Annotated in this window: 16 protein-coding genes and 3 tRNA genes; 12 read left to right on the forward strand and 7 right to left on the reverse strand. The window is 55.0% G+C overall.

Translation table 11 applies throughout. The annotated features are described in order from the left end of the window. The first annotated feature begins 35 nt into the window (after positions 1 to 35). Both htpX and pspAB read left to right on the forward strand, forming a co-directional pair. Positions 36 to 953, forward strand: coding sequence for a zinc metalloprotease HtpX (htpX, locus tag N675_RS08165; RefSeq protein WP_231577976.1), 918 nt, complete (start codon positions 36 to 38; stop codon positions 951 to 953). Further along, a complete protein-coding gene (gene pspAB / locus N675_RS08170) occupies positions 950 to 1,528 on the forward strand; it encodes a PspA-associated protein PspAB (protein ID WP_038038930.1) in 579 nt (192 codons plus the stop codon). The genes htpX and pspAB overlap by 4 nt, the downstream gene beginning before the upstream one ends. Before the next feature lie 200 nt (positions 1,529 to 1,728). Here the strand turns inward: pspAB and pspAA are convergent, their stop codons facing one another. The 4 genes from pspAA to N675_RS08190 all read right to left on the reverse strand — a co-directional run bounded on the left by pspAA (position 1,729) and on the right by N675_RS08190 (position 5,161). Further along, on the reverse strand, positions 1,729 to 2,007 hold the full coding sequence (gene pspAA / locus N675_RS08175; protein ID WP_038038932.1) for a PspA-associated protein PspAA: 279 nt from the start codon (positions 2,005 to 2,007) through the stop codon (positions 1,729 to 1,731). After that, entirely contained in the window at positions 2,004 to 2,750 is a 747-nt protein-coding gene (locus N675_RS08180; protein WP_038038933.1) for a PspA/IM30 family protein, read from the reverse strand. The genes pspAA and N675_RS08180 overlap by 4 nt, the downstream gene beginning before the upstream one ends. 212 nt (positions 2,751 to 2,962) lie before the next feature. Beyond that, positions 2,963 to 3,826, reverse strand: coding sequence for an SDH family Clp fold serine proteinase (locus N675_RS08185; protein WP_038038935.1), 864 nt, complete (start codon positions 3,824 to 3,826; stop codon positions 2,963 to 2,965). Positions 3,827 to 4,054: 228 nt separating this feature from the next. Further along, positions 4,055 to 5,161 carry a Zn-dependent alcohol dehydrogenase gene (locus N675_RS08190; RefSeq protein ID WP_038038937.1) on the reverse strand — a complete coding sequence of 369 codons (1,107 nt, stop codon included), beginning with the start codon at positions 5,159 to 5,161 and terminating at the stop codon, positions 4,055 to 4,057. Between the two features lie 159 nt (positions 5,162 to 5,320). Here N675_RS08190 and N675_RS08195 point away from each other — a divergent pair, with 159 nt between their 5' ends. The 6 genes from N675_RS08195 (at position 5,321) to N675_RS08220 (ending at position 11,730) form a co-directional block, all read left to right on the forward strand. After that, positions 5,321 to 6,529, forward strand: coding sequence for a CaiB/BaiF CoA transferase family protein (locus tag N675_RS08195; protein ID WP_038038938.1), 1,209 nt, complete (start codon positions 5,321 to 5,323; stop codon positions 6,527 to 6,529). Further along, positions 6,526 to 7,353 (forward strand): ABC transporter ATP-binding protein, encoded by an 828-nt coding sequence (locus N675_RS08200; protein ID WP_038038939.1) that lies wholly within the window; start codon positions 6,526 to 6,528, stop codon positions 7,351 to 7,353. The genes N675_RS08195 and N675_RS08200 overlap by 4 nt, the downstream gene beginning before the upstream one ends. A gap of 18 nt (positions 7,354 to 7,371) precedes the next feature. Then, complete coding sequence (locus N675_RS08205) at positions 7,372 to 8,235, forward strand: ABC transporter permease (RefSeq protein ID WP_081886949.1); 864 nt, start codon at positions 7,372 to 7,374, stop codon at positions 8,233 to 8,235. Positions 8,236 to 8,331: 96 nt separating this feature from the next. Beyond that, a complete protein-coding gene (locus tag N675_RS08210; protein WP_051914480.1) occupies positions 8,332 to 9,579 on the forward strand; it encodes an ABC transporter substrate-binding protein in 1,248 nt (415 codons plus the stop codon). A gap of 23 nt (positions 9,580 to 9,602) precedes the next feature. Continuing rightward, positions 9,603 to 10,502: a hydroxymethylglutaryl-CoA lyase gene (locus tag N675_RS08215; RefSeq protein ID WP_038038940.1), complete on the forward strand. Its 900-nt coding sequence runs from the start codon at positions 9,603 to 9,605 to the stop codon at positions 10,500 to 10,502. A gap of 52 nt (positions 10,503 to 10,554) precedes the next feature. Beyond that, entirely contained in the window at positions 10,555 to 11,730 is a 1,176-nt protein-coding gene (locus tag N675_RS08220; protein WP_038038941.1) for a serine hydrolase domain-containing protein, read from the forward strand. Between the two features lie 73 nt (positions 11,731 to 11,803). On the opposite strand, the gene N675_RS14065 is transcribed toward N675_RS08220, so the two are convergent. Both N675_RS14065 and N675_RS08235 read right to left on the reverse strand, forming a co-directional pair. Next, entirely contained in the window at positions 11,804 to 13,879 is a 2,076-nt protein-coding gene (locus N675_RS14065) for an ATP-binding cassette domain-containing protein (RefSeq protein ID WP_231577977.1), read from the reverse strand. Between the two features lie 132 nt (positions 13,880 to 14,011). Further along, on the reverse strand, positions 14,012 to 15,154 hold the full coding sequence (locus N675_RS08235; protein WP_156100867.1) for a sugar ABC transporter substrate-binding protein: 1,143 nt from the start codon (positions 15,152 to 15,154) through the stop codon (positions 14,012 to 14,014). Positions 15,155 to 15,630: 476 nt separating this feature from the next. On the opposite strand from N675_RS08235, the gene N675_RS08240 reads away from it, so the two are divergent. The 4 genes from N675_RS08240 (at position 15,631) to N675_RS08255 (ending at position 17,428) form a co-directional block, all read left to right on the forward strand. Beyond that, entirely contained in the window at positions 15,631 to 16,623 is a 993-nt protein-coding gene (locus tag N675_RS08240) for an FTR1 family protein (RefSeq protein WP_231577978.1), read from the forward strand. 377 nt (positions 16,624 to 17,000) lie between these two features. Further along, positions 17,001 to 17,073 (forward strand) — tRNA-Arg (locus N675_RS08245). Positions 17,074 to 17,117: 44 nt separating this feature from the next. Further along, positions 17,118 to 17,205, forward strand: a tRNA-Ser gene (locus tag N675_RS08250). A 131-nt stretch (positions 17,206 to 17,336) separates the two neighbouring features. Then, positions 17,337 to 17,428 (forward strand) — tRNA-Ser (locus N675_RS08255). Positions 17,429 to 18,126: 698 nt separating this feature from the next. Here N675_RS08255 and ppdK read toward each other — a convergent pair. Next, a complete protein-coding gene (gene ppdK / locus N675_RS08265; RefSeq protein WP_038038944.1) occupies positions 18,127 to 20,769 on the reverse strand; it encodes a pyruvate, phosphate dikinase in 2,643 nt (880 codons plus the stop codon). Between the last annotated feature and the right edge of the window lie 46 nt (positions 20,770 to 20,815).

Raw genomic sequence — 20,815 nt, forward strand, 5'->3', positions numbered from 1 at the left:
AAAAGACCAGTTTGTCTGGTCGAGGAGGATTAACAATGGCCTACAGCATGCGTCGAGTTGCTCGATGGAGCCGTGATATTGGCTTAACGATTCGGATGTTCGTAGTCATGGGCTTGCTTACCCTGATCTATCTTGCCTTCTTCGCCTTCCTTGCCTCTCGCGGGGTAAGCACGATCAGCTTGCTAGTGCTCGCAGCGATCATGGTTGGGATCCAGTATTTCTTCTCAGATAAGTTAGCTTTGCTCGCCGCGGGGGCGCGGGTCGTTGATCGGCAGCAGGCACCAGAGTTGTACGCGATGGTTGAGCGCCTAGCAGCCCAGGCCGATTTGCCCGTTCCGAAGGTTGCGGTCATCGATACACCAGTGCCCAATGCCTTCGCCACAGGCCGAAGTCCGAAAGCTGCCGTGGTCGCCGTAACAACTGGTCTGCTTCGGACGCTTGAACCTGAGGAAGTCGAAGCGGTACTAGCTCACGAGATGACCCATATCCGGAATCGTGATGTTATGGTGATGACGATCGCAAGTTTCTTTGCCCTCGTTGCGCAACTGATCACGCGCTGGGCATTCTGGGGAAGCCTCTGGGGCGGTGATAACCGCGATCGCCGTGATGGTGGCAACGTTTTTCTCCTGATTTACCTGGTCTCGATGATTGTGTACTTTGTGAGTACGCTCCTCATGCTGGCGCTTTCTCGCTATCGGGAATTTGCAGCGGATCGTGGAGCGGCTTTGATTACCGGTGCGCCATCGCGGCTTATTTCGGCACTGCTGAAGATTAGTGGCGTCATGCAGCGGGTACCCCAGCAAGACTTGCGTGAAGTTGCGGCGATGAACGCTTTCTTCATTGTTCCGGCGATTCGCGGGGAAGATATTGCCGAGTTATTCGCAACCCATCCATCGCTTGAGAAGCGCATCGCACGGCTCCAAGCGCTGGCTCGCGAGCTGGAGGGTGTGTGAAGCGGCTGCTCGATATCATTCTCGGCCGAACGCAGCCTCCGCCAGCACGGGCTGATAACCTGCTGGCAATTGCCTCCGCTGCGGTAACAATGCAGGCCCAGCTTGGTCTCACCCCAAGTGACCAGGCTGGGCTTGTTTTTCGTCCAGTTGAGTCGCCGTACTTTGACCGAGCAGAAAAGGAAGTCGAGGAATTGCTCGCAGTCAGTGCCAAGGAGACCGGGAGCGCGTACCGCACGTTCCGTGATCAATATGGATATCGCTGGGTTGTTCTTCAGGACCCGCAGTTTGAGGATCTTGTAAGCATCGTCCAGATGGCGGCGACAACATTTATTGAGCAGGGGTTCGGCGAGCAGCTACTTGCCGCAGTTTTTCGCTTTACAACCTCAGAGGGCAAGCCCTTCTATTGGCTGTATCAATTTAAGCGAGGAGCATTTTCTCCGTTTGCACCGATTCCCGGCAGTAATCAACGTCGTGACCACGCCCTGGAACTGCGTTTTGCCAACGCAATGGGACGAGAGTTGCCAGTCGAAAAAGCGCTTGAGTATTGGTATCCCCTTTGGGATATTCCCTTTTAGCTTGTTAGCGTGTACTCTACGCGACTTCTCTGGTCTGTCATACCCGAGTGTGCTCTGTTGAGACATGCTCCTCACTTACTCTGTCTTCTCGTATCTTCGTGAGCCAACGCACCAATGAACAAGAGCTGGCAAGCACTAACTTGGGATCGATGCGGTTTAGTACTGCCAGCACCCAGGACAACGGATCGCGTTCCAGAAGCTTATCCTGGAATCAGTCCTTCGTCCTTGAACAACTCCCGTGCTTCTTCGAGGGAAATATCGGGTGGTGGCAGGATAAGGTCGGACTCCAGGATTTCCTCTGGCGACACTGGTTGCCCATGTTGCCTCACAAAATCAAGCAACTGGTTTAGTGCTGTACGAAACTGCCCTTCATCTCCTGTCTGGATCAGTTGGACAAGGTGATTGTCCATTGCGTTCAGCTGGCTAAGCATTGCGTCATCAAGCCGAAACTGTCCTTCAGTTGCAATCCGAATAATCATTGTGCTTGCTTCCCTTCTCCAAGCGGTTTGGGTTGCTCAGGTTGTCCGAGTTCGCGGCGCAGGGCGGCAAGTTCCGCATCGATTGACTGGCTTACGGTAACACGTGAAAGCTCACGGCTGATGTCATCCTGGCCGCTGCCGACGGTTACGTCTTCAAGTGCGCCTGAAGCGAGCAACTCATCAATAGCGCCAGCTCGAGCCTGGAGTTCTTCTGTCTTGCGCTCAGCCCGCTCAAGTGCGAGGCCAACGTCTGCCATTTCTTCGGAGATGCCTGTCACCGCCTCGTTAATTCGTACTTGTGCTTCAGCAGAGGAGTATTGCGCCTTAATGACCTCCTTGCGCGTGCGGAAGGCTTCGACCTTTGTGCGTAACCGCATCTCGGCTTGTTCCAGTTTTGCCTGCTCTTGCTCAAGTGTAGCGATTTGCTGATCGAGAGCAGTAATCTGCTGCTGCGCCAGCGCTTTCCGCTCCAATGCCATGCGAGCAAGATCTTCCCGGCCAACGGCCAGGGCTTGCTTGGCTTGTTCGGTAAGTTGATCGACTTTCTGTTGTAATTGACCACGTTGAATTTCTAATCGACGCTTCGAGGTCGTCACATCAACAATGCCACGACGAACCTGTTGGAGAAGTTGTAACTGCCGCTCATAAGCGTAATCAAGCGTTTCGCGTGGGTCCTCGGCACGATCGAGCAGATGGCTCAGTTTCGCTTTGATGACCGTTGTCATACGTGAAAACAAGCTCATTGCGCGCTCCTTTCGTGTGCGCTGCGTGTCTTTCGGGAAGGGAGTATACCAGTACAGCACATGTGGTGAGGGAGACAATGGTACTGTAGTAGGTGAAAGAAGCCGATAATGGAAGAGGGTCGATTGGGGAGAAATGCAACTTGTGCACAAGGTCGAGCAATGCCTTGGCGCGCTAAGCAGAGGGCAATGCTCGTTCGATCACCGCACCCCGTTTAGCCTCGTTCTCCGCGCGATGGAGCGGTACGGCGACCCCGTTCAGGTGGCTGATATGGGAGCGGAATGTATTGAACGGAAGGGCGTCGCTGAGCGGCCTGCGGATAAAGGTCCATCAGGGCGTATACTTCTTCAGGAATGCCGGTTTGTACAGGAAGACCAAGCTTACGCGCTTCTTCAACCGTAATCGGATAGTCGTGTGTCCATTGCCCGCACGTAAGTTCCTCGGCGAGCTTTGCGGCCTGTTCAGCAGCCATGCCATTCGCCGTTAAGATTTGGAAGACGGTCTCACGTACTTGGCGAAGCGCCTTTGCACTCATGTCAGCAAGAATCAGCGTCTGATCATCGATCTCCGCTGGAGGCTTTTGCTCGAGCACCTTCAGAATCGAGGCTGCAGGATATTGCCCAAGTTGCGGATCGACAGGACCAAGCACCGCATTTTCGTCCATGACGATTTCATCCGCAGCCAAGGCAATCAGCGTACCACCCGACATGGCATAGTGCGGAACGAATACTGTCACTTTTCCCTGATGGCGGATGAGTGCATTGGCGATCTGCTCAGCTGCCAGGACAAGTCCACCAGGAGTGTGGACAATCAAGTCAATTGGAAGGTCATCTGGGGTAAGGCGAATTGCGCGGAGGACTTCCTCCGCATCGTCGATATCGATGTAGCGGGCGAGTGGAATACCGAGAAATGAAATTGCCTCTTGGCGGTGGATTAAGGTGATAACGCGACTACCACGCTTTCGTTCGATAGCGTGGATCAGCCGGTAGCGCTGGGCTTCAAGCCAACGCCGCTGCACCGCTGGCGCAACAATCGAGAAGAGCAAAAGAATCCAGAAAAGAAATCCAACGATATCCATTGGTGTTCCCTTATCAGCGCTACTTTTGCATCAACCTCCGCTGGAAGGGAATATATCATAGGATCGCAGAGCGGACAACGAATTCTGCCGTCGATGAACTAGTACGCAACACGAGCATGCGCTGTGGAAACTCTCGTGCTGTGTCCTGCGCATGCGAATATTCTGCGGCGTCACGCCCAGGGCGATCGCTCCATAGCAAAATGAAAGCGTGACTTGCTGCAGGTTATCTTAGGAAAAGGCAATAACCCCGCGCTTAACTGCTCCTTCTCGCAGCGCTTGAAATGCAAGATTGATCTCGTCAAGGCTGAAGCGCTGACTAATCAATTCGTCAAGCTTAAGGCGACCGGCCCGGTAAAGCTCGAGAAAGAGTGGAATATCGCGAGGAAGGTCAACCGAACCATAGAGTGTGGCTTTCAGCGTTCGTTCTTCACGGAAGAAGGGTAGGAGATCGAGTGACAGCTGTGACCCTGCTGGTGCTAATCCCACAATCACGGTCGTTCCGCCTTTACGTGTCGCTGCATATGCTTGCTGGATAGTCTCAGGATGCCCGATGACTTCAAATGCGTAGTCGACACCGCGTCCATCAGTCAGCTCACCGACGGCTTCAAGTAGACTGCGCTCGCGCGTGTTAACGAGGTGCGTTGCACCGAGTTCCTGTGCCCACGCGAGCTTCTGGGGGTTAATATCCGCTGCGATGATGGGCCAGGCGCCGACAAGTGCTGCTCCCTGGACGACATTCAGTCCTACCCCACCACAGCCAAGCACGAGGACGCTTTCCCCCGGCTGAACCCGCGTAGCGCGCAGGACAGCTCCAACCCCAGTAGTGACTGCGCAGCCGACAAGTGCTGCTCGGTCGAGCGGAATATCGGCTGGGAGCTTCAGAAGGGCCTGGCGAGGCACAACAGTGTACTCCGCAAAGCAGGAAACATTGAGAAAGTGGTGAATATCTCGCCCGTTGAGGTGGAAGCGCGTTTTCCCATCAAACATCCTGCCACTTGTCCGAATCGGCGTACCATAATCACAGAGTGCAGGACGGCCAATTCGGCAATAGTAACACTGGCCGCAGAACGCGCGAAAAATGAAGAGTACGGGATCTCCCGGTTGTAGGTCAGAAACCCCTGGGCCGACAGCTTCTACTCGGCCAGCGCCTTCATGCCCAAGCACTGCCGGAGTGACAAGTGGGAGTTCACCAAGAATGTAGTGCAGATCACTGTGGCAGACGCCAGCGGCTGCCACGCGGACGAGTACTTCCCCGTGCTGGGGTGGATCAATTTCGATCTCATCGACTTCCAGCGGCTTGCCTGGCTCCATAAGCATTGCTGCTCGTGCACGCATGTGCCTACCCTTTCTCCTGGCTATCCTTTGCGTGCCATAGTATCGCATGATCAAGTGACCATGTACATTCTCGTCCTTCCCTTTCGAACGACGTGCTTGACGCTGCTAGGGATTGATCACTTAGAATCGCACTCGTAGAGGACGTGAGGAGTCACACACATGGGAGCAGAGACCAGGGCAGCCTTAACGGGGATTCGTGTGCTTGAACTCGGCACATTTATTGCTGGGCCATTTGCCACCCACATCTTGGCTGACCTTGGGGCGGATGTCATTAAAGTTGAGCCTCCAGGCAAAGGAGACCCTCTGCGTGAATGGGGATTTGGGGCGCGCGATGGGGATTCGTTGTGGTTTGCCGTTCAATCACGCAATAAGCGTTCCATTGTGATTGATTTGAAACGCCCTGAAGGTCAAGCTCTAATTCATAAATTGCTCCCGGCCTGTGATATCGTTGTCGAAAACTTTCAACCTGGTACGCTCGAGCGATGGAATCTAGGTTGGGAAGTGTTACAGCAGATCAATCCCCGTGTGATCCTCGTGCGTATTTCCGGCTTTGGCCAGACGGGTCCTTATCGGTTGCGACCGGGCTTCGGTAACATTGCCGAATCGATGGGGGGTATTCGCTATATTACTGGCTATCCTGATCGTCCACCGGTCCGCGTCGGGATGAGTTTAGCTGACCATGTCGCTGCACTCTATGCCGTCATTGGTGCTCTGGCAGCGCTTCAAGCACGCACGGTGACTGGGCGTGGTCAAGTGGTGGACGTTGCCTTAACAGAGAGTATGTTTAGCTTCCTTCAGGATGCTCTGCCACAGTATGTCGCCCATGGGCGTGTGCAAGAGCGTGTTGGGAATGCCTTGCAGTTTGCTGCGCCGTCAAATATCTATCAGACACGTGATGGGCACTGGGTTGCCATTAGTGGCAATGCCGACAGTATTTTCCGCCGGCTGATGCATGCCATTGGCCGCGATGATCTTGCGGTGGATCCTGAGTTGCAATCAAATCCGGGACGAGTCGCTCGTGAGGCGGAACTCGATGAGGCAATTGAAACTTGGACGCGACAGCATACACTTGAGGAAGTTTCTGCAACGCTGGAAGCAGCCGAAGTGCCCTATGGCCCAGTCTATAGCATCCGCGAGATCGTCAATGATCCACAATATCAAGCTCGGGAGATGATTGTGATGGTCCCGCATCCGCGCTTCGGGCAGGTTGCTATGCCCGGCATCGTGCCGCGACTTTCCGAAACGCCGGGTTCAATTCGGTGGCCTGGACCGGCTCTTGGGCAAGATACGGATGCTGTCTTACGCGAACTTGCTGGGCTTGATGAGGAAGCACTGGCACAACTTCGGGATGCTGGGGTGATACAGTGAAGCACTATGGTAACGAAACGGCGGCACCTCCGGCGATTGAGCTTGAAGAGGTAACGCGCTGGTTTGCGACGCCACGCGGACGGTATGTGGCAGTGGCGGATATTACATTTACTGTTCCGCGTGGACAATTTGTCGCCTTGGTGGGACCGAGTGGTTGTGGGAAGTCAACGATTCTTTCGATGGTCGCTGGGCTCATCAGTCCGAGTCGAGGCGTCGTGCGTATTGATGGGCAACCACTGGTTGGGATCAACCATCGAGCTGCCTTCATGTTTCAACAGGATGCGCTCCTGCCCTGGAAAACAGTACTTGATAACGTTGCCTTTGGTCCAATGCTTCGTGGTGTACCAAAACGTGAAGCGAGGGACATGGCCCGGACCTGGCTTGCGCGCGTTGGCCTGCGCGGCTTCGAAGATCGCTATCCCCATCAACTCTCGGGTGGCATGCGGAAGCGCGTTTCGATTGCGCAAGACCTGGTGAATGATCCCCAGATTCTGCTGATGGACGAACCGTTCAATGGGCTCGATGCACAGACACGGACAATGATTGAAAACGAAGTCCTGCAGCTCTGGTCTGGATCGAATAAAACTGTCCTCTTTGTTACGCATGATCTTGAAGAAGCAATCGCGATGTCCGATCGTGTCATTCTCCTAACAGCGGGACCGGCTCGTATTAAAGGTGATTATCCAGTCATGCTTGAACGACCGCGAAATGTTCAGGAAGTGCGCTTTCAGCCCGCGTTTGCCGCGTTATATGAGAAGATCTGGGACGACTTGAAGAGTGAGGTTCTTACGAGCTATCTGCGGCAACAGGCAGTGAGTGGCTAGGAATAGAGGGACGCAGAGATGGAATCGCGTGCGGTAAGCGTGGAGACACCGTCTCCGGAAGCGCTCCACGAATTTGGACAACTGGAACGGCAAGAGCGTCGACGCCGTCTTCTTGTCCACATTCTCCAAGTGCTTGTGCTCGTTGGAATTCTCGCTGCCTGGCAGTTGGTGACAACTATAGGCTGGGTTAGCCCATTCTTCGTCAGCCAGCCGACAGCAATCTTCCATCGTCTTGTCACCTGGTTTGGGACAGGATTTATCTATCGACATATTGAGGCGACGATCTATGAGACCATTGTTTCGTTTATCGTTGGTGTTCTGTTCGGGATCCTCTTTGGATTTTTGCTTGCTCGGAGCGCGTTGCTGGCTGACGTCCTGCAACCGTACGTCGCCATGCTCAACGCGTTGCCACGTGTCGTCCTTGCGCCGATTTTTGTTCTCTGGTTTGGGCTTGGCATGCTCTCGAAGATTGCGCTTGGGGTCTCGCTTGTGTTCTTTATTGTCTTCTACAACACGTTTCAAGGTGTGCGTGAAGCTGACCCACGAGTCATCGACAAGGCGCGCATGCTTGGGGCAACTGAGTGGCAAGTTATTCGCCATGTCCAATTGCCGTCGGCAATCACCTGGATCCTTTCAAGCCTTCATACGAGCTTTGGGTTCGCTCTTGCTGGTGTCGTGGTCGGTGAATATCTCGGGGCAACGCATGGGATTGGTTATCTCGTTGCTCTCAACGAAGGGAATTTTGATAGTACCGGCGTCTTTGCTGGCATGACGGTTCTTGCGATCTTGGTCTTGGTGATCGAGCTTGGTATTGGTCCCCTTGAGCGATGGTTGCTCCGCTGGCAGCCACAGCAGGAAGCTAGTCGCGTGCGAGAAGGTTAAGCAACGTGCACAGCGTAAGGAGGTGAGGAGGAGTAGGATGCGGGTTACCCATCGGTGGTGTGGGAGTAGGGCTGTACAGGAGGAGAGTGAGAAGTGATGCAGCATCAAGGGATGATGCCATCATTGACTCGGTGCACTCGGCGAGCAGTGCTTCGCTGGGCGCTTGGCGCCGGACTGTCATCGCCAGTCGTTGCCGGTTTGCTCGCTGCATGTGGTAGTAACGCTACGCCAACTGCGAGCACAAGTAGCGGAGGTGCGAGTACCGCGGCGAGCCTAACCCCGACTACCAGTCGGCCAACGTCCGTGGTCACCGTGACGACGAATACAGCAACAGCACCTGCTGCTTCAGCGACAGCTGTGGGGACGGCGTCTCCAGTTGCCCTGAATTTGCCCAAAGTGACACCCGAGAAGACGAAGATTACCTTCGCAGTTGGTGGTCAAGAGCAGTTCATTTACCTTCCACTGACGTTGGCCAAGCAACTTGGCTACTTCCAGGAACAAGGAATAGATGTCACGATCGCCAATTTTTCCGGTGGCTCGAAGGCTGCTGAGGCATTAGTTGGCGGTAGCGCTGACTTTGTGATGGGATTCTACGACCACACGATACAGGTGCAACCGAAAGGCCAATACCTTCAGTCAGTCTGTCTCATTGACCAGTATCCTGGTATCGTCTTGCTGGTCAGTCAGAAAGCTGCCGATAAAATCAAGACGCTTGATGATCTCAAAGGCAAGACGGTCGGGGTAACGGCTCCTGGCTCTTCCACACAATTTTTCCTGAACTTTATCCTCTCACAACATAATATTCCCCAAGATGCTGTGAGTGTGGTTGCTATTGGTACGGGAAGCACGGCATACGCCGCTATTGCCGAGGGCAAGGTCGATGCTGGGATGACCGTTGATCCTGCTGCAACGCAACTGGTACAAGACGGCAAAGCTACGGTTCTCTGGGATACGCGGTCACAGAAGGACACCGTCGCAGCATTCGGCGGGCCATATCCAGCAGGGTGTTTCTATAGCAAGGAAGATTTTATCAAGAATAATCCACAGACTGTTCAGGCATTGGTTAATGCAGGCTTAAAGACGCTGGCCTGGATTCAATCGCATAGTGCGGCTGAAATTGCTGACAAGATGCCGCCCGATTTCTACGCTAACAACAAGCAACTATATGTCTCATCATTGCAAAATTCCCTGACACTCTTCTCTCCCAATGGGCTGATGCCGGCAGATGGCCCCGCGACGGTGCGGAAAGTGCTGGCTCTTTCTGACGCGTCGGTCAAAAATGCGCAGATCGATCTGAATCGTACCTATACGAACCAGTTTGTTCAGGCCGCATTAGGCAAATAGCACTGGAATTGAGGCACGAAGACATGTCGCTGCCAGCGCGCGTACGCATCACCGAAGTTGGGCCGCGCGATGGACTACAAAATGAAGCGGTAATACTTTCGACTGAACAGAAATGCCAGTTGATCAAGCTCTTGATTGAAGCTGGCATACGCGAAATTGAGGTCGCTGCCTTTGTCCATCCGCGTTGGATGCCGACAATGGCCGATGCTGAGGCTGTGCTTGCCGCGGTACCCCGAGGTCAAGGCGTGCGCTACAGCGTCCTCATTCCAAATCTTAAAGGCTATCAGCGAGCGGCTCCGTTACGACCGGATGAAATTGTCGTGGTGTGCTCGGCAAGTGAGCGACATAATCAGGCAAACCTGAACCGGTCGACAACTGAGTCGCTCGCTGAATTCCAGCAGGTAGTGGCTCTGGCTCGGCACGATCACCTTCCCGTGAGAGGTGCAATTGCAACGGCCTTCTGGTGTCCGTACGAAGGGCGCATCAGTGTCAGCAGAGTTTGCGATGTCGCCGAGGCCTATGCTGCAATGGGCGTTCAAGAAATTGCTTTGGCTGATACCCTTGGTGCTGCCGATCCACGCCATGTACGGGAACTTGTGCTGGCAGTCCGTGAGAGCACGGGCTTGCCAGTAAGCCTCCATCTGCATAACACCGCTGGACTGGCCCTTGCCTGTCTTGTTGCTGCACTCGACATCGGCGTCGAGCGCTTCGACGCATCGATCGGTGGGCTTGGGGGGTGTCCCTACTGCCCTGGAGCCGCTGGCAATGTAGCCACGGAAGATGTGGTGTTTTTGCTGGAGCGACTCGGCATTCAGACAGGAATTGACCAAGCGAAGTTGCTTGACGCCGCTCGCTACGTGCAGATGCTTGTTGGTCATCCGCTGCACAGTTATCGCCTCGTCACTGCTGGGACGATTGTGTAGATTGCATGTATCCTTACAAGGGAATTTTCTGTGAATGGAAAGGCGGTAGACCATGAGTCTGGCGCGTGCGCTCGACACGGTGCTACAACAGGCAGTCGAGCGAGGAGATGTGCCAGGAGTCGTTGCGTTTGTTGCCAATGATCAGGGGCTTCTCTATGAAGGAGCCTTTGGTGTTCGCACAGTTGGTCAACCTGATCCGATGTCACGTGACGCAGTCTTTTGGATTGCGTCAATGACGAAGCCCATTACCACCGTTGCCGCATTACAATTGGTTGAGCAGGGAAAACTGAGCCTCGATGCACCTGTTGGCTTAATCGTGCCTGAATTAGCTGAGCCGCAAGTTCTCGAGGGGTTCGATGAGTCAGGGAAGCCGAAGTTGCGCTCAGCGAGTCGCCCACTCACACTCCGACATCTGCTCACGCACACGTCCGGATTTTCCTATGATTTTTTGAGTTCAGACTACCAGCGATATATGGCAATCACCGGCTTGCCTTCGATTGGCACCTGTCAACGCGCGGCTCTCGCATTGCCGCTGCTCTTTGAGCCTGGTGAGCGTTGGGAATATGGCATTAGCATCGACTGGGTTGGCCAGATTGTCGAACGGGTTACTGGTGAATCGCTTGAGGAGTACTTCGGTAAGCACATTTTTGACCCACTCGGCATGAGGGATACACGATTCCTTTTGCGTCCAGATATGCAAGCACGCCGTGCTGGTATGCATCTCCGACAGCCAGATCAACGCCTTGTGCCAATTCCATTTGAGGTACCCCAGCAACCAGAATTCTTTATGGGTGGCGGAGGGCTCTATTCAACTGGACCTGATTACATCACCTTCCTTCGGATGATCTTGCGTGGCGGTGAACTGGATGGCGCGCGCATTTTGCAGCCGGAAACGGTTGTTGCCATGGGCACCAATCAGATTGGGGCACTAGCGGTTGGTGCGCTCGTGAGTGCTGACCCTACACAGGCACGGGATCTTGAATATTTCCCTGGTTTGCGCAAGAAATGGGGCTTTGGCTTCATGATCCTTGAAGAGGATGCGCCAACTGGGCGGAGCGCTGGAAGCTTGGCGTGGGGAGGGCTGGCAAACACAACGTTCTGGATTGATCCTGCCAAGCGCGTTGCAGCTGTGATCTTGCTTCAGGTTCTGCCTTCAGGTGATCCGTTAGCGCTCCAACTCTTCGAAGCATTCGAGCGAGCGCTCTATACCCAGCTTGCTACGCGCTAGGCGTGAAGATCAACATAAAGCCCTCGGGGACACGCTACGCTCAAGGCCGTCCCTGAGGGCTTTTGTCTATGGCCTATGCCCGTCCGGCAGCTTCCTGTGTTCGCCGCGTTATGACATCGATGGAGACTGCAAGGAGAAGCACAGCACCAGTAACCATGAACTTAATTGCCGACGGTAATGCAAGGAGATCCATCCCATTCGCGATGGAACCAATAACCAGTGCACCAAGTAAGGCTGACCAGGCACTGCCGCGGCCGCCGAAGAGGCTCGTTCCGCCGATGACAGCGGCAGCGATGGCGTCGAGGAGGAGGTCACCGGAGCCAGAGGATTGGTTAACAGCCAGAAGGCGAGAGGCTGCAAGGATGCCGCCGGCTGCAGCTAGGAGTGAACTGAGCATGAAAACAATGATGCGAACGCGTGTGACATTGATCCCCGCGCGTCGAGCGGCTTCGGCATCACCACCGACGGCGTAGATGTAGCGACCAAAACGTGTGCGGCGGGTCAAGAGATCAAAGCCAACAACAACGAGCAGAAAGATCAGCACGCCAAGTGGGACACCGGCAATGCGCACCTGCGTGGCGCTGCGGTTCACGCTCATGATTGCCACGGCGCCAAGCGTTGCGACAGTGATTGCCACAGCCCGCATGAGCATACCGGTCGTTGAAGCAACGGGAAGGCCAGCCTTCATCCGTGATTGTCGGCTGCGAATCATGCTTCCAATCGAGAACACAACAAAAAGTGCGCCAAGAACCCAACCGAGCCAAACTGGGAGCAGTGTGTTCGCTAGACCGACGATAAAGCGATCGTTCAAGTTAATGGTTCCCGTCGGGCCGAGAACTTGAAGCAATGCTCCTTGCCAGCCCAAGAGTCCAGCAAGGGTGACGATAAACGATGGAACTCCAACTTTGGTTGTCCAGGTGCCTTGAATGAGTCCAATGACAGCACCTGCTGCTAGTCCTGCGAGGACGGCAAGTGGTCCAGCAAGATGATGGCGGGTTGAGAGAACGGCCATAATGCCTGCTGTTAGCCCGCTGACCGCGCCGACTGAGAGGTCAATCTCACCCAAGAGCAGGATAAGCACAACGCCGACAGCGATTGTACCGAGGGCTGCAATCTGGGCAAGTAAGTTCGTCAGGTTTAACGGTGTGAGGAAGTTGTGGTTCAGCGCTTGGAAGATCAGCGCAATGATCACCAGTCCAATCAGGACCGGCAATGTGCCAACGCGACTCGCAAGAGCCGAGCGAATGACCCCGACTAACCCTCCACGCCGACTTACCGGTGCAGCGACTGTCGTCTCAAGCGAAATATCTTGGTGTCCATCAATCTCAGCAGGTTCAGCGGTGTCGGGAACCTCAAGCGTGGCCCCAGTAATTGCGCCTACGACCTGGTCGGGGGTTGCCTTGCGTGCATCATAGGTGGCAACCCGTCGGCCTAGACGCATGACGACGATGCGGTCAGCCACTTCAAAGACATCAGGGAGGTTATGGCTAATGAGAACGACGCCAAGTCCACGTTCGCGGAGCCGCTTGATCAGGTTAAGAACGTTCCGTGTTTGCGCAACCCCAAGGGCAGCGGTTGGCTCATCAAGGATGACAACCTTTGAGTTCCACATGACGGCTCGCGCAATGGCGATCGATTGCCGTTGTCCACCTGACAGTGTTGCAACAGGGCGGCGAACCGATGGAAGGACAACGGACAGGTTCTGCAATACCTCGATGGCTTGTCGTTCCATCTGGATTTCGTTGAGGGGCTGAATTCCCGGAGGCGCGACGTGATCGAGTTGGGTAGTCGCTTCGCGGCCGAGAAAGAGATTCGCGACGACATCAAGATTGTTGCAGAGAGCGAGATCTTGATAGACCGTTTCAATGCCCAGGCGCGCTGCATCGGCTGGTGAGCTAACCGTCACTTGCTGACCGTTAAACCAATACTCGCCGCTATCTGGCTGGTAGACTCCTGAAATGATCTTGGCAAGGGTAGATTTTCCTGCGCCGTTATCGCCAACAAGTGCAACAACTTCGCCGGGATAAACTTCAAAGGAGACATCTTTCAGGGCTTGGACAGCACCGAACCGTTTGCTGATGTGGCGCAGCATGAGAATTGGCTGACGCTCGTGTGCCGTATTAGTAGCGGGCTGCGTCTGCACTTCCATTGCTGTACCCTTCCCAGGTGCCGAAACAAAACACTTATTTGAAGGTGAAACAGGCTCACGATACAGTGAAGCGTCAGGAGGGGTATACCCCTCCTGACGTGTTCTTCATGACAGGCTGACCGTTTTCTAGGCTTACTGCAGCCCTGCGTTCTTGCATGCCGTCGCGTAATCAGCAGTGCAGATCTGCTGCACTGTCCAGAAGCCATCCTTCACGACGGTGTCTTTAATATTGTCCTTCGTCACAACAATTGGTGTCAGCAACACTGAGGGCACATTAATCTTGCCATTTGGGGTTGTCTTGCCGGCTGTAACACTGCTCGGCACGGGCGTGTTGGTGAGCAGCGAATATGCGAGTTCAGCAGCAATTTCCGCTTCAGGCTTCAATGGCTTGTAGACAGTCATGTACTGCTCACCAGCGACGATCCGCTGAATTGCCGCAAGCTCAGCATCTTGCCCTGTCACTGGAGGCAGCGGATTCAGCCCTGCCGCCTTCATCGCAGCAATCGCACCACCGGCTGTACCGTCATTTGCCGCATAGACACCGTCAACTTTGTTGCCCAACGCTGTCAGTGCTTGCTGCATCTCGTTTTGTGCCTGGTCCGGACTCCAGTCCGGCGTATCGTACTCTTTGGCGATCACCAACTTGCCAGCCTGCACCAACGGATCGAAGACGCTATGGGCGCCGGCTTTGAATTGACCAGCATTGGGGTCTGTTGGCGCGCCGTTGATCATCACAATCTGGGGCTTGCTTTTACCGCTTAAGGCCTGAACAAGCGCTTGGGCCTGAAGCTGACCAACACGCGTGTTGTCGAACGAGATGTAGTATGTTACGCCATCAGAATTCTGGATTAGTCGGTCGTAAGCAATAACCGGAACGCCCTGTGCCTTTGCCTTATCGGCAATCACCGCGGCAGCCTTGCCATCAACTGGATCAAGGACAAGTACCTTGGCGCCGTTTGCAAGCGCGGCTTCAGCTTGTTGCTGCTGTGCGCTTGCGTCTTGGTTCGCATTGCTGTAGATGATCTTGCAGTTTGGACAGAGCGCCTTTAGTTTTGCTTCGAAGAGTGGGCGGTCTTTACTTTCGTACCGTGCCGTCTTTGATTCAGGTAGAAGCAGCGCAATAGTTCCGCTGGCCGAGGTCGACGGCGTGACCCAGTCGGCAATGCCAGGCGTTGCCTGGGCAGTGCTCACAGCTGTCGCGCTGGCAGTTGTCGTCGCGCTACCAGCACTCGTTGTTGCCGTTGCTGCTGCTTTCGTGGCCGTTGGGCTTGCCATGCTTGTTGCTGCGGTAGGCGAGCTTGTTGTACCTGCACTTGTTGAGGTCGTTGGAGTTGGTGTAGCGCTCCCACCACAGGCAACTGTCAGTGCAAGTAGGGCACTGACGAGAAGCAACCAAATACCTCGCTGTTTCATGTGGACCCTCCTCACGTCTTGTACCACCCACCACAAACAAGACAAAATTGGTGAAAACTACAACGTCCACAGGATAGCATACAATCTGCAAAACACGCAAGACCTCATCTACGCTTTTAACGAATATAATGTCGGCCGGTCGTGAATTCTCTCCTGGCTTATGCACGTGGACTTGCCTATCACCCCTCCCTCTGCGTAATCATGCAAAAGCAGTTTGCGACGATGCTCAAGCACCTGATTGGCTTATACCCCTTGACAGTGGTGCTCGAACTCGCTATGCTAAACCCGACTTGATTACTCGGGATTCTCCCGGGTGGAGGCGAGCACTGCAGGGAGGGATGATGGGCAAGTCAGTTGTTTCACGGATGTTCCATGATATTGTTCTTGTGGGAGCCATTGCGCTCCTGCTTGGCATTATGATTTGGCAAGGGTTGCGCTTCGGTGGTAGCCCTGACCCAGAGCAAGCCGTTGGAGCATGGTCTGCCGGTATTTCCGCCGCTGTTCTCGTATTTCGTGAAGGGTTGGAGGCGATTCTGGTTCTCGCAGCCCTGTTCGCAAGCTTGCAGCGGGCGCAAGCTGCGTTGACGCGGCCGATTAGCGCTGGTGCACTTGCGGCTCTGGCGATGACGGTTCTTACCTGGTTTGTCGTTGTCTGGCTCATTGGCCTTGCCCAGTCGACGTTCTCCGAGTTGCAGGTGCAGGCGGCAACGGGCTTGCTTGCTGTCGTGGTGTTACTCGTGGTGATGAATTGGTTTTTCCATAGGGTTTATTGGACTGAGTGGATTCGCGTCCACACTCGACGGAAGACGGACCTCGCGCAGCAGTTGAAAGCTGGGTTGTTAACTCCGCGTCGGGCCTTTTTGGGCCTCGCATTGTTGGGCTTTAGCGCGGTCTATCGCGAGGGATTTGAAACGGTGCTCTTCCTGCAAGATACCCGTCTGCGCTGGGGTATGAGCGTGATTGAGCTTGGTGCAGGGCTTGGGTTGCTGTTGACGCTGATCGTGGGGTGGCTGACCTTGCTTGCCCATCGGCGGCTCCCGTATCAGCGCATGCTTGTTCTCACCGGTGCGATGCTCGGGCTGGTCTTCGTTGTAATGGTTGGCGAGCAAGCGCAGGAAATGCAATTGGCAGGTTGGCTGCCAACGACGCAACTGCCGCTGCCTATTCCTGACTGGCTCGGCACATGGTTTGCTCTCTTCCCGACTGCAGAGACGCTATTAGCTCAGGCGCTTGCCGCAACCCTTGTGCTAGGGTCCTTCCTCGTCGTTAAGTTGCGCACAGCACGTGCCGCTCGCTTACTTGAGACCTCTCCAGCACAATCATCGCTATAAACGCAACGACGAGTAAGACGGAGAACGCTGATGGTGGGGGAAGCAGAAAGCGCTTCCCTCGCTTTCTTCTACAGCGTGGGCGTGTGTGTGATAGCACGATACCTTGCCTGAGGCAAAGATTGTGGTGCTCCGTGAAACTCGTGGAACGTATGCGATTGCAAGACGTTTGGGAAGGGAGCTTGGCACGGAAATCCCTTGTGCGTTGCAACAACAAACTGGTGATGCTGCGATATTGGTCACACGCAGCAAGGGAAGGCGTGTTAGCAGAGGCGGAGCACGTGCCAGAAACGTAGCCCAAGCAGATACTGGTCTTGCGTGTTCCGTGGATCGTGTGCTATACTGAGAGGCGCTGTGGCGAGAGATCGCCCAGTAAGTGAGCGCCCGTAGCTCAGTGGATAGAGCGTTAGGTTGCGGACCTAAAGGTCGGGGGTTCGAGTCCCTCCGGGCGTACGAGATGAAATGCAGGGCAGCAGCCCTGCATTTCGCGCACCTGTGGAGGGGTGTCCGAGTGGTTTAAGGTGCCGCTCTCGAAAAGCGGTAGGCGTGATGAGCGCCTCGTGGGTTCGAATCCCACCCCCTCCGCTATGGTGATCTCTCGCCCGCTTTGTTCAAAGCGGGCGAGGCTGTTTCTTCGACAGGTCTTTGCTGGACGAAAACGGCCACTCTTTGCTAGAGTCTTATAGCGAGCGGCGCAAATGGCTGCTCGAATATGTGGAAGGGTCGCATAGTTGGCCGAGTGCGCGCGACTGGAAATCGCGTGGGCGTGATGAGCGCCTCGTGGGTTCGAATCCCACCCCTTCCGCCACGATTTTTCCTTTCCTATCTGCTCGCTGCATCCCCAGCCTTCTTACCGCCTGCCGACAAAACAAACATGCGCCATGCACATGGGTGTTGTGTTTCTCGGGTTGTCAGTTCGTTCAGGTTCTACAATACTAGCATAACATTGATTCTGTAGGGAAATCAGCCATCTTCGCGCAATCATTAAGATACATGGCTCGTAGTGAAGGTGTGACAGACACAGGGATTATACACGACATTATACGAGATATTTTGCTTCATGGCTTCCTGCCCGCAAATGCAGGCTAAGAGCTGCCTACCTCCTAATGAAAGCCTGGATGCTTACGGTTGTGCTGGTGCTGGGGCCCATCGCCAGTAAGAATCAGCGCGGAGTGTCTCGAGCCGTTGTTTACAGCGATCGTGCTGTCTATCAACGTAAGGCAGAGAGGCAAGTCCGATTACTTGCCTCTCTGCCTTGACGGGTGAGAATGTCTCTTCCTAGCTATTTCTCCGGTTTCTTATCGAAAATGCGCTCAAGCATGTGCTCGCCAACAACACACCAATGGCGCAGCCGTGGAGGAAGCCAAGCCAGACATCGCCAATTGCTGTGCTCATACGGGAAAGTACACTTGCGAACAGATTAACGCTCCCGCCAAGCAGCAACAGGATTGGCCAGAGCTTGGCAGCGCGCTCAGGCTGAAGCTTCTTGTCCCACAAAGCGTTCACCTATACATCCCCTTTCTGAGCGCCTAACGCAGCATGTGCTGCCGCAAGCCGAGCTATTGGTACTCGATATGGCGAAGCGCTCACGTAATCAAGGCCGGCGTCGTGGCAGAAGTGGACGCTCGCTGGATCACCACCATGTTCGCCACAGATGCCGAGTTTGAGTGTTGGCCGTGTCTTGCGCCCACCGTCACGAGCAATCTCGATAAGCCGTCCCACGCCTTTCCGGTCGAGGGTCTGGAAGGGATCAGCTGGGAAGATGCCGTTCTGGATGTAGTAGGGAAGAAAGCGGCCGGAATCGTCTCGGCTGAGACCAAAGGTGGTCTGTGTCAGGTCGTTTGTGCCGAAGCTGAAAAACTCGGCCTGTTGTGCAATTTCGTCTGCAGTCAATGCAGCGCGTGGTAGTTCGATCATGGTCCCGACATGATACGGGATCGTGCGGCCAGCTTCGGCAAAGAGTTCCTGGGCAACACGGTCAATAATGGCTCGCTGGCGTTCCAACTCGCGGACATCAGCAACCAGAGGGATCATGATCTCGGGATGTACCTTGATTCCCTGGGCAGCACAATGGAGCGCGGCGCTGAAAATTGCCCGTGCTTGCATCTCGGTAATCTCCGGGGCTGTGATGCCGAGGCGACAGCCGCGATGCCCAAGCATGGGATTCGCTTCGTGCAGCGCCTGCACCTTCGCGCGAATGACGTCCGGTGCAACGCCAAGTTCGTTCGCAACTGCAACAATCTCCTCTTCGTCTTTCGGGAGGAACTCATGAAGCGGTGGGTCGAGTGTGCGAATAGTAACCGGGAAACCATCCATTGCCGTGAAAATACCAATAAAATCCTCTCGCTGCATTGGCTCGAGCTTGGCAAGCGCAGCGCGGCGCTCTTCTTCTGTCTGTGCAAGGATCATCTGACGCATGGCGACGATGCGATTGCCCTGGAAAAACATATGCTCTGTGCGGCAGAGGCCAATTCCCTCAGCTCCCAGTTCGCGAGCTTTGGCTGCGTCTTCAGGTGTATCAGCATTGGCTCGCACGCCGAGACGTCGGAACTGGTCTGCCCATTGCAGCAATGTTGATAATTCGCCGCCGACGCTTGGCGGCAGGGTTGGAATAGTCCCGACGTAGACTGTCCCCGTTGCTCCGTCAATCGTAATAGGATCTCCAGCGCGGACAATTGTCGAACCAACGCGGAAAACTTTCTGCTGGTAGTCAATTTCAAGTGCGCTACAACCAACAACCGCTGGTTTTCCAATACCACGGGCTACGACAGCAGCATGAGAGGTCATGCCACCACGTGCGGTGAGGATCCCTTGCGCGGCCAGCATGCCATGGAAGTCATCCGCTGAAGTTTCGACGCGTACCAGGATGACCGCTTCACCGCGCTCAGCGCGGTGCTTCGCCTCGTCCGGGTCAAAGACGACGATACCGCTGGCTGCACCCGGGCTTGCTGGAAGCCCTGTTGCCAGCGGCTGGCCCTGCCAATTTGGATCGATCGCCGGGTGAAGGAGTTGCTCAACGTGCTCCGGTTCAACGCGCAGCACAGCTTCCTGCGGCGTGATAATGCCTTCCTCGACCATGTCAACGGCAATTTTGACGGCGGCGCGTCCCGTCCGCTTGCCAGTGCGTGTCTGGAGCATGTACAGCTTGCCATGCTCAATCGTGAATTCAAGGTCTTGCATATCTCGGTAGTGCCGCTCAAGGCGCTCAGCGACATCGAGCAGTTGCCGATACGCGCCCTGAAGCAACGGATCATCGGCCATGGCGTGAATTGGTTGTGGTGTCCGAATACCGGCAACAACGTCCTCACCCTGAGCGTTGGTCAGGTATTCACCGAACACCACCTTTTCTCCGGTATTGGGATTGCGGGTGAACGCGACACCAGTTGCGCAATCAGGGCCGAGATTGCCGAACACCATTGCCTGAACATTCACTGCAGTCCCAAGATCATGCGGGATCCCGTGAGCGTTTCGGTAATCGATCGCCCGCCGATTGTTCCAGGAATCGAAGACCGCCATAATCGCGAGTCGCAGTTGCTCAAATGGATCCTGCGGGAAGGAGCGGCCAGCCTCACGTTCCACGATTGCTTTGAACGCTTCGACAAGTTGCCGCCATGTTGTGGCCGGAATTTGGTAGTCATGCTGAATACCAAGTTCCCGCTTCTGTTCGTCGATAAGGTCCTCAAACAATTCGGCAGGCACGCCAAGTACGACCTTAGCAAACATTTGGATAAGCCGGCGATAGCAGTCATAGGCAAAGCGCTCGTCTCCACTCAATGTGGCGAGACCCCGGACCGTCTCGTCAGTCAATCCGAGGTTAAGAATGGTGTCCATCATCCCTGGCATTGAGAACTTGGCACCAGAGCGAACCGAGACGAGGAGTGGCGCCTCAGGATCGCCAAAGCGACGGCCAATCTGGCTTTCGATATCATGAAGGCCTTCGAGCACCTCATCCCAAAGACCAGGAGGGAACTCACGTCCCTGGTTGAGGAACGTGACACAGGCTGCGGTCGTGATGGTGAACCCAGGCGGGACGGGGAGGCCAATCCGCGTCATCTCGGCGAGATTTGCGCCTTTGCCGCCGAGGAGATCACGCATCTTCGCGTTGCCCTCACGAAAAAGCATTACCCACCGTCGTGTTGTTGTCGCCATGGTCTTCTCCCTCCCTCCAGTTGCAGGCGTCGCATGGACGCCATTC

The sequence above is a fragment of the Thermorudis peleae genome (assembly GCF_000744775.1).
GTDB lineage: Bacteria > Chloroflexota > Chloroflexia > Thermomicrobiales > Thermomicrobiaceae > Thermorudis > Thermorudis peleae.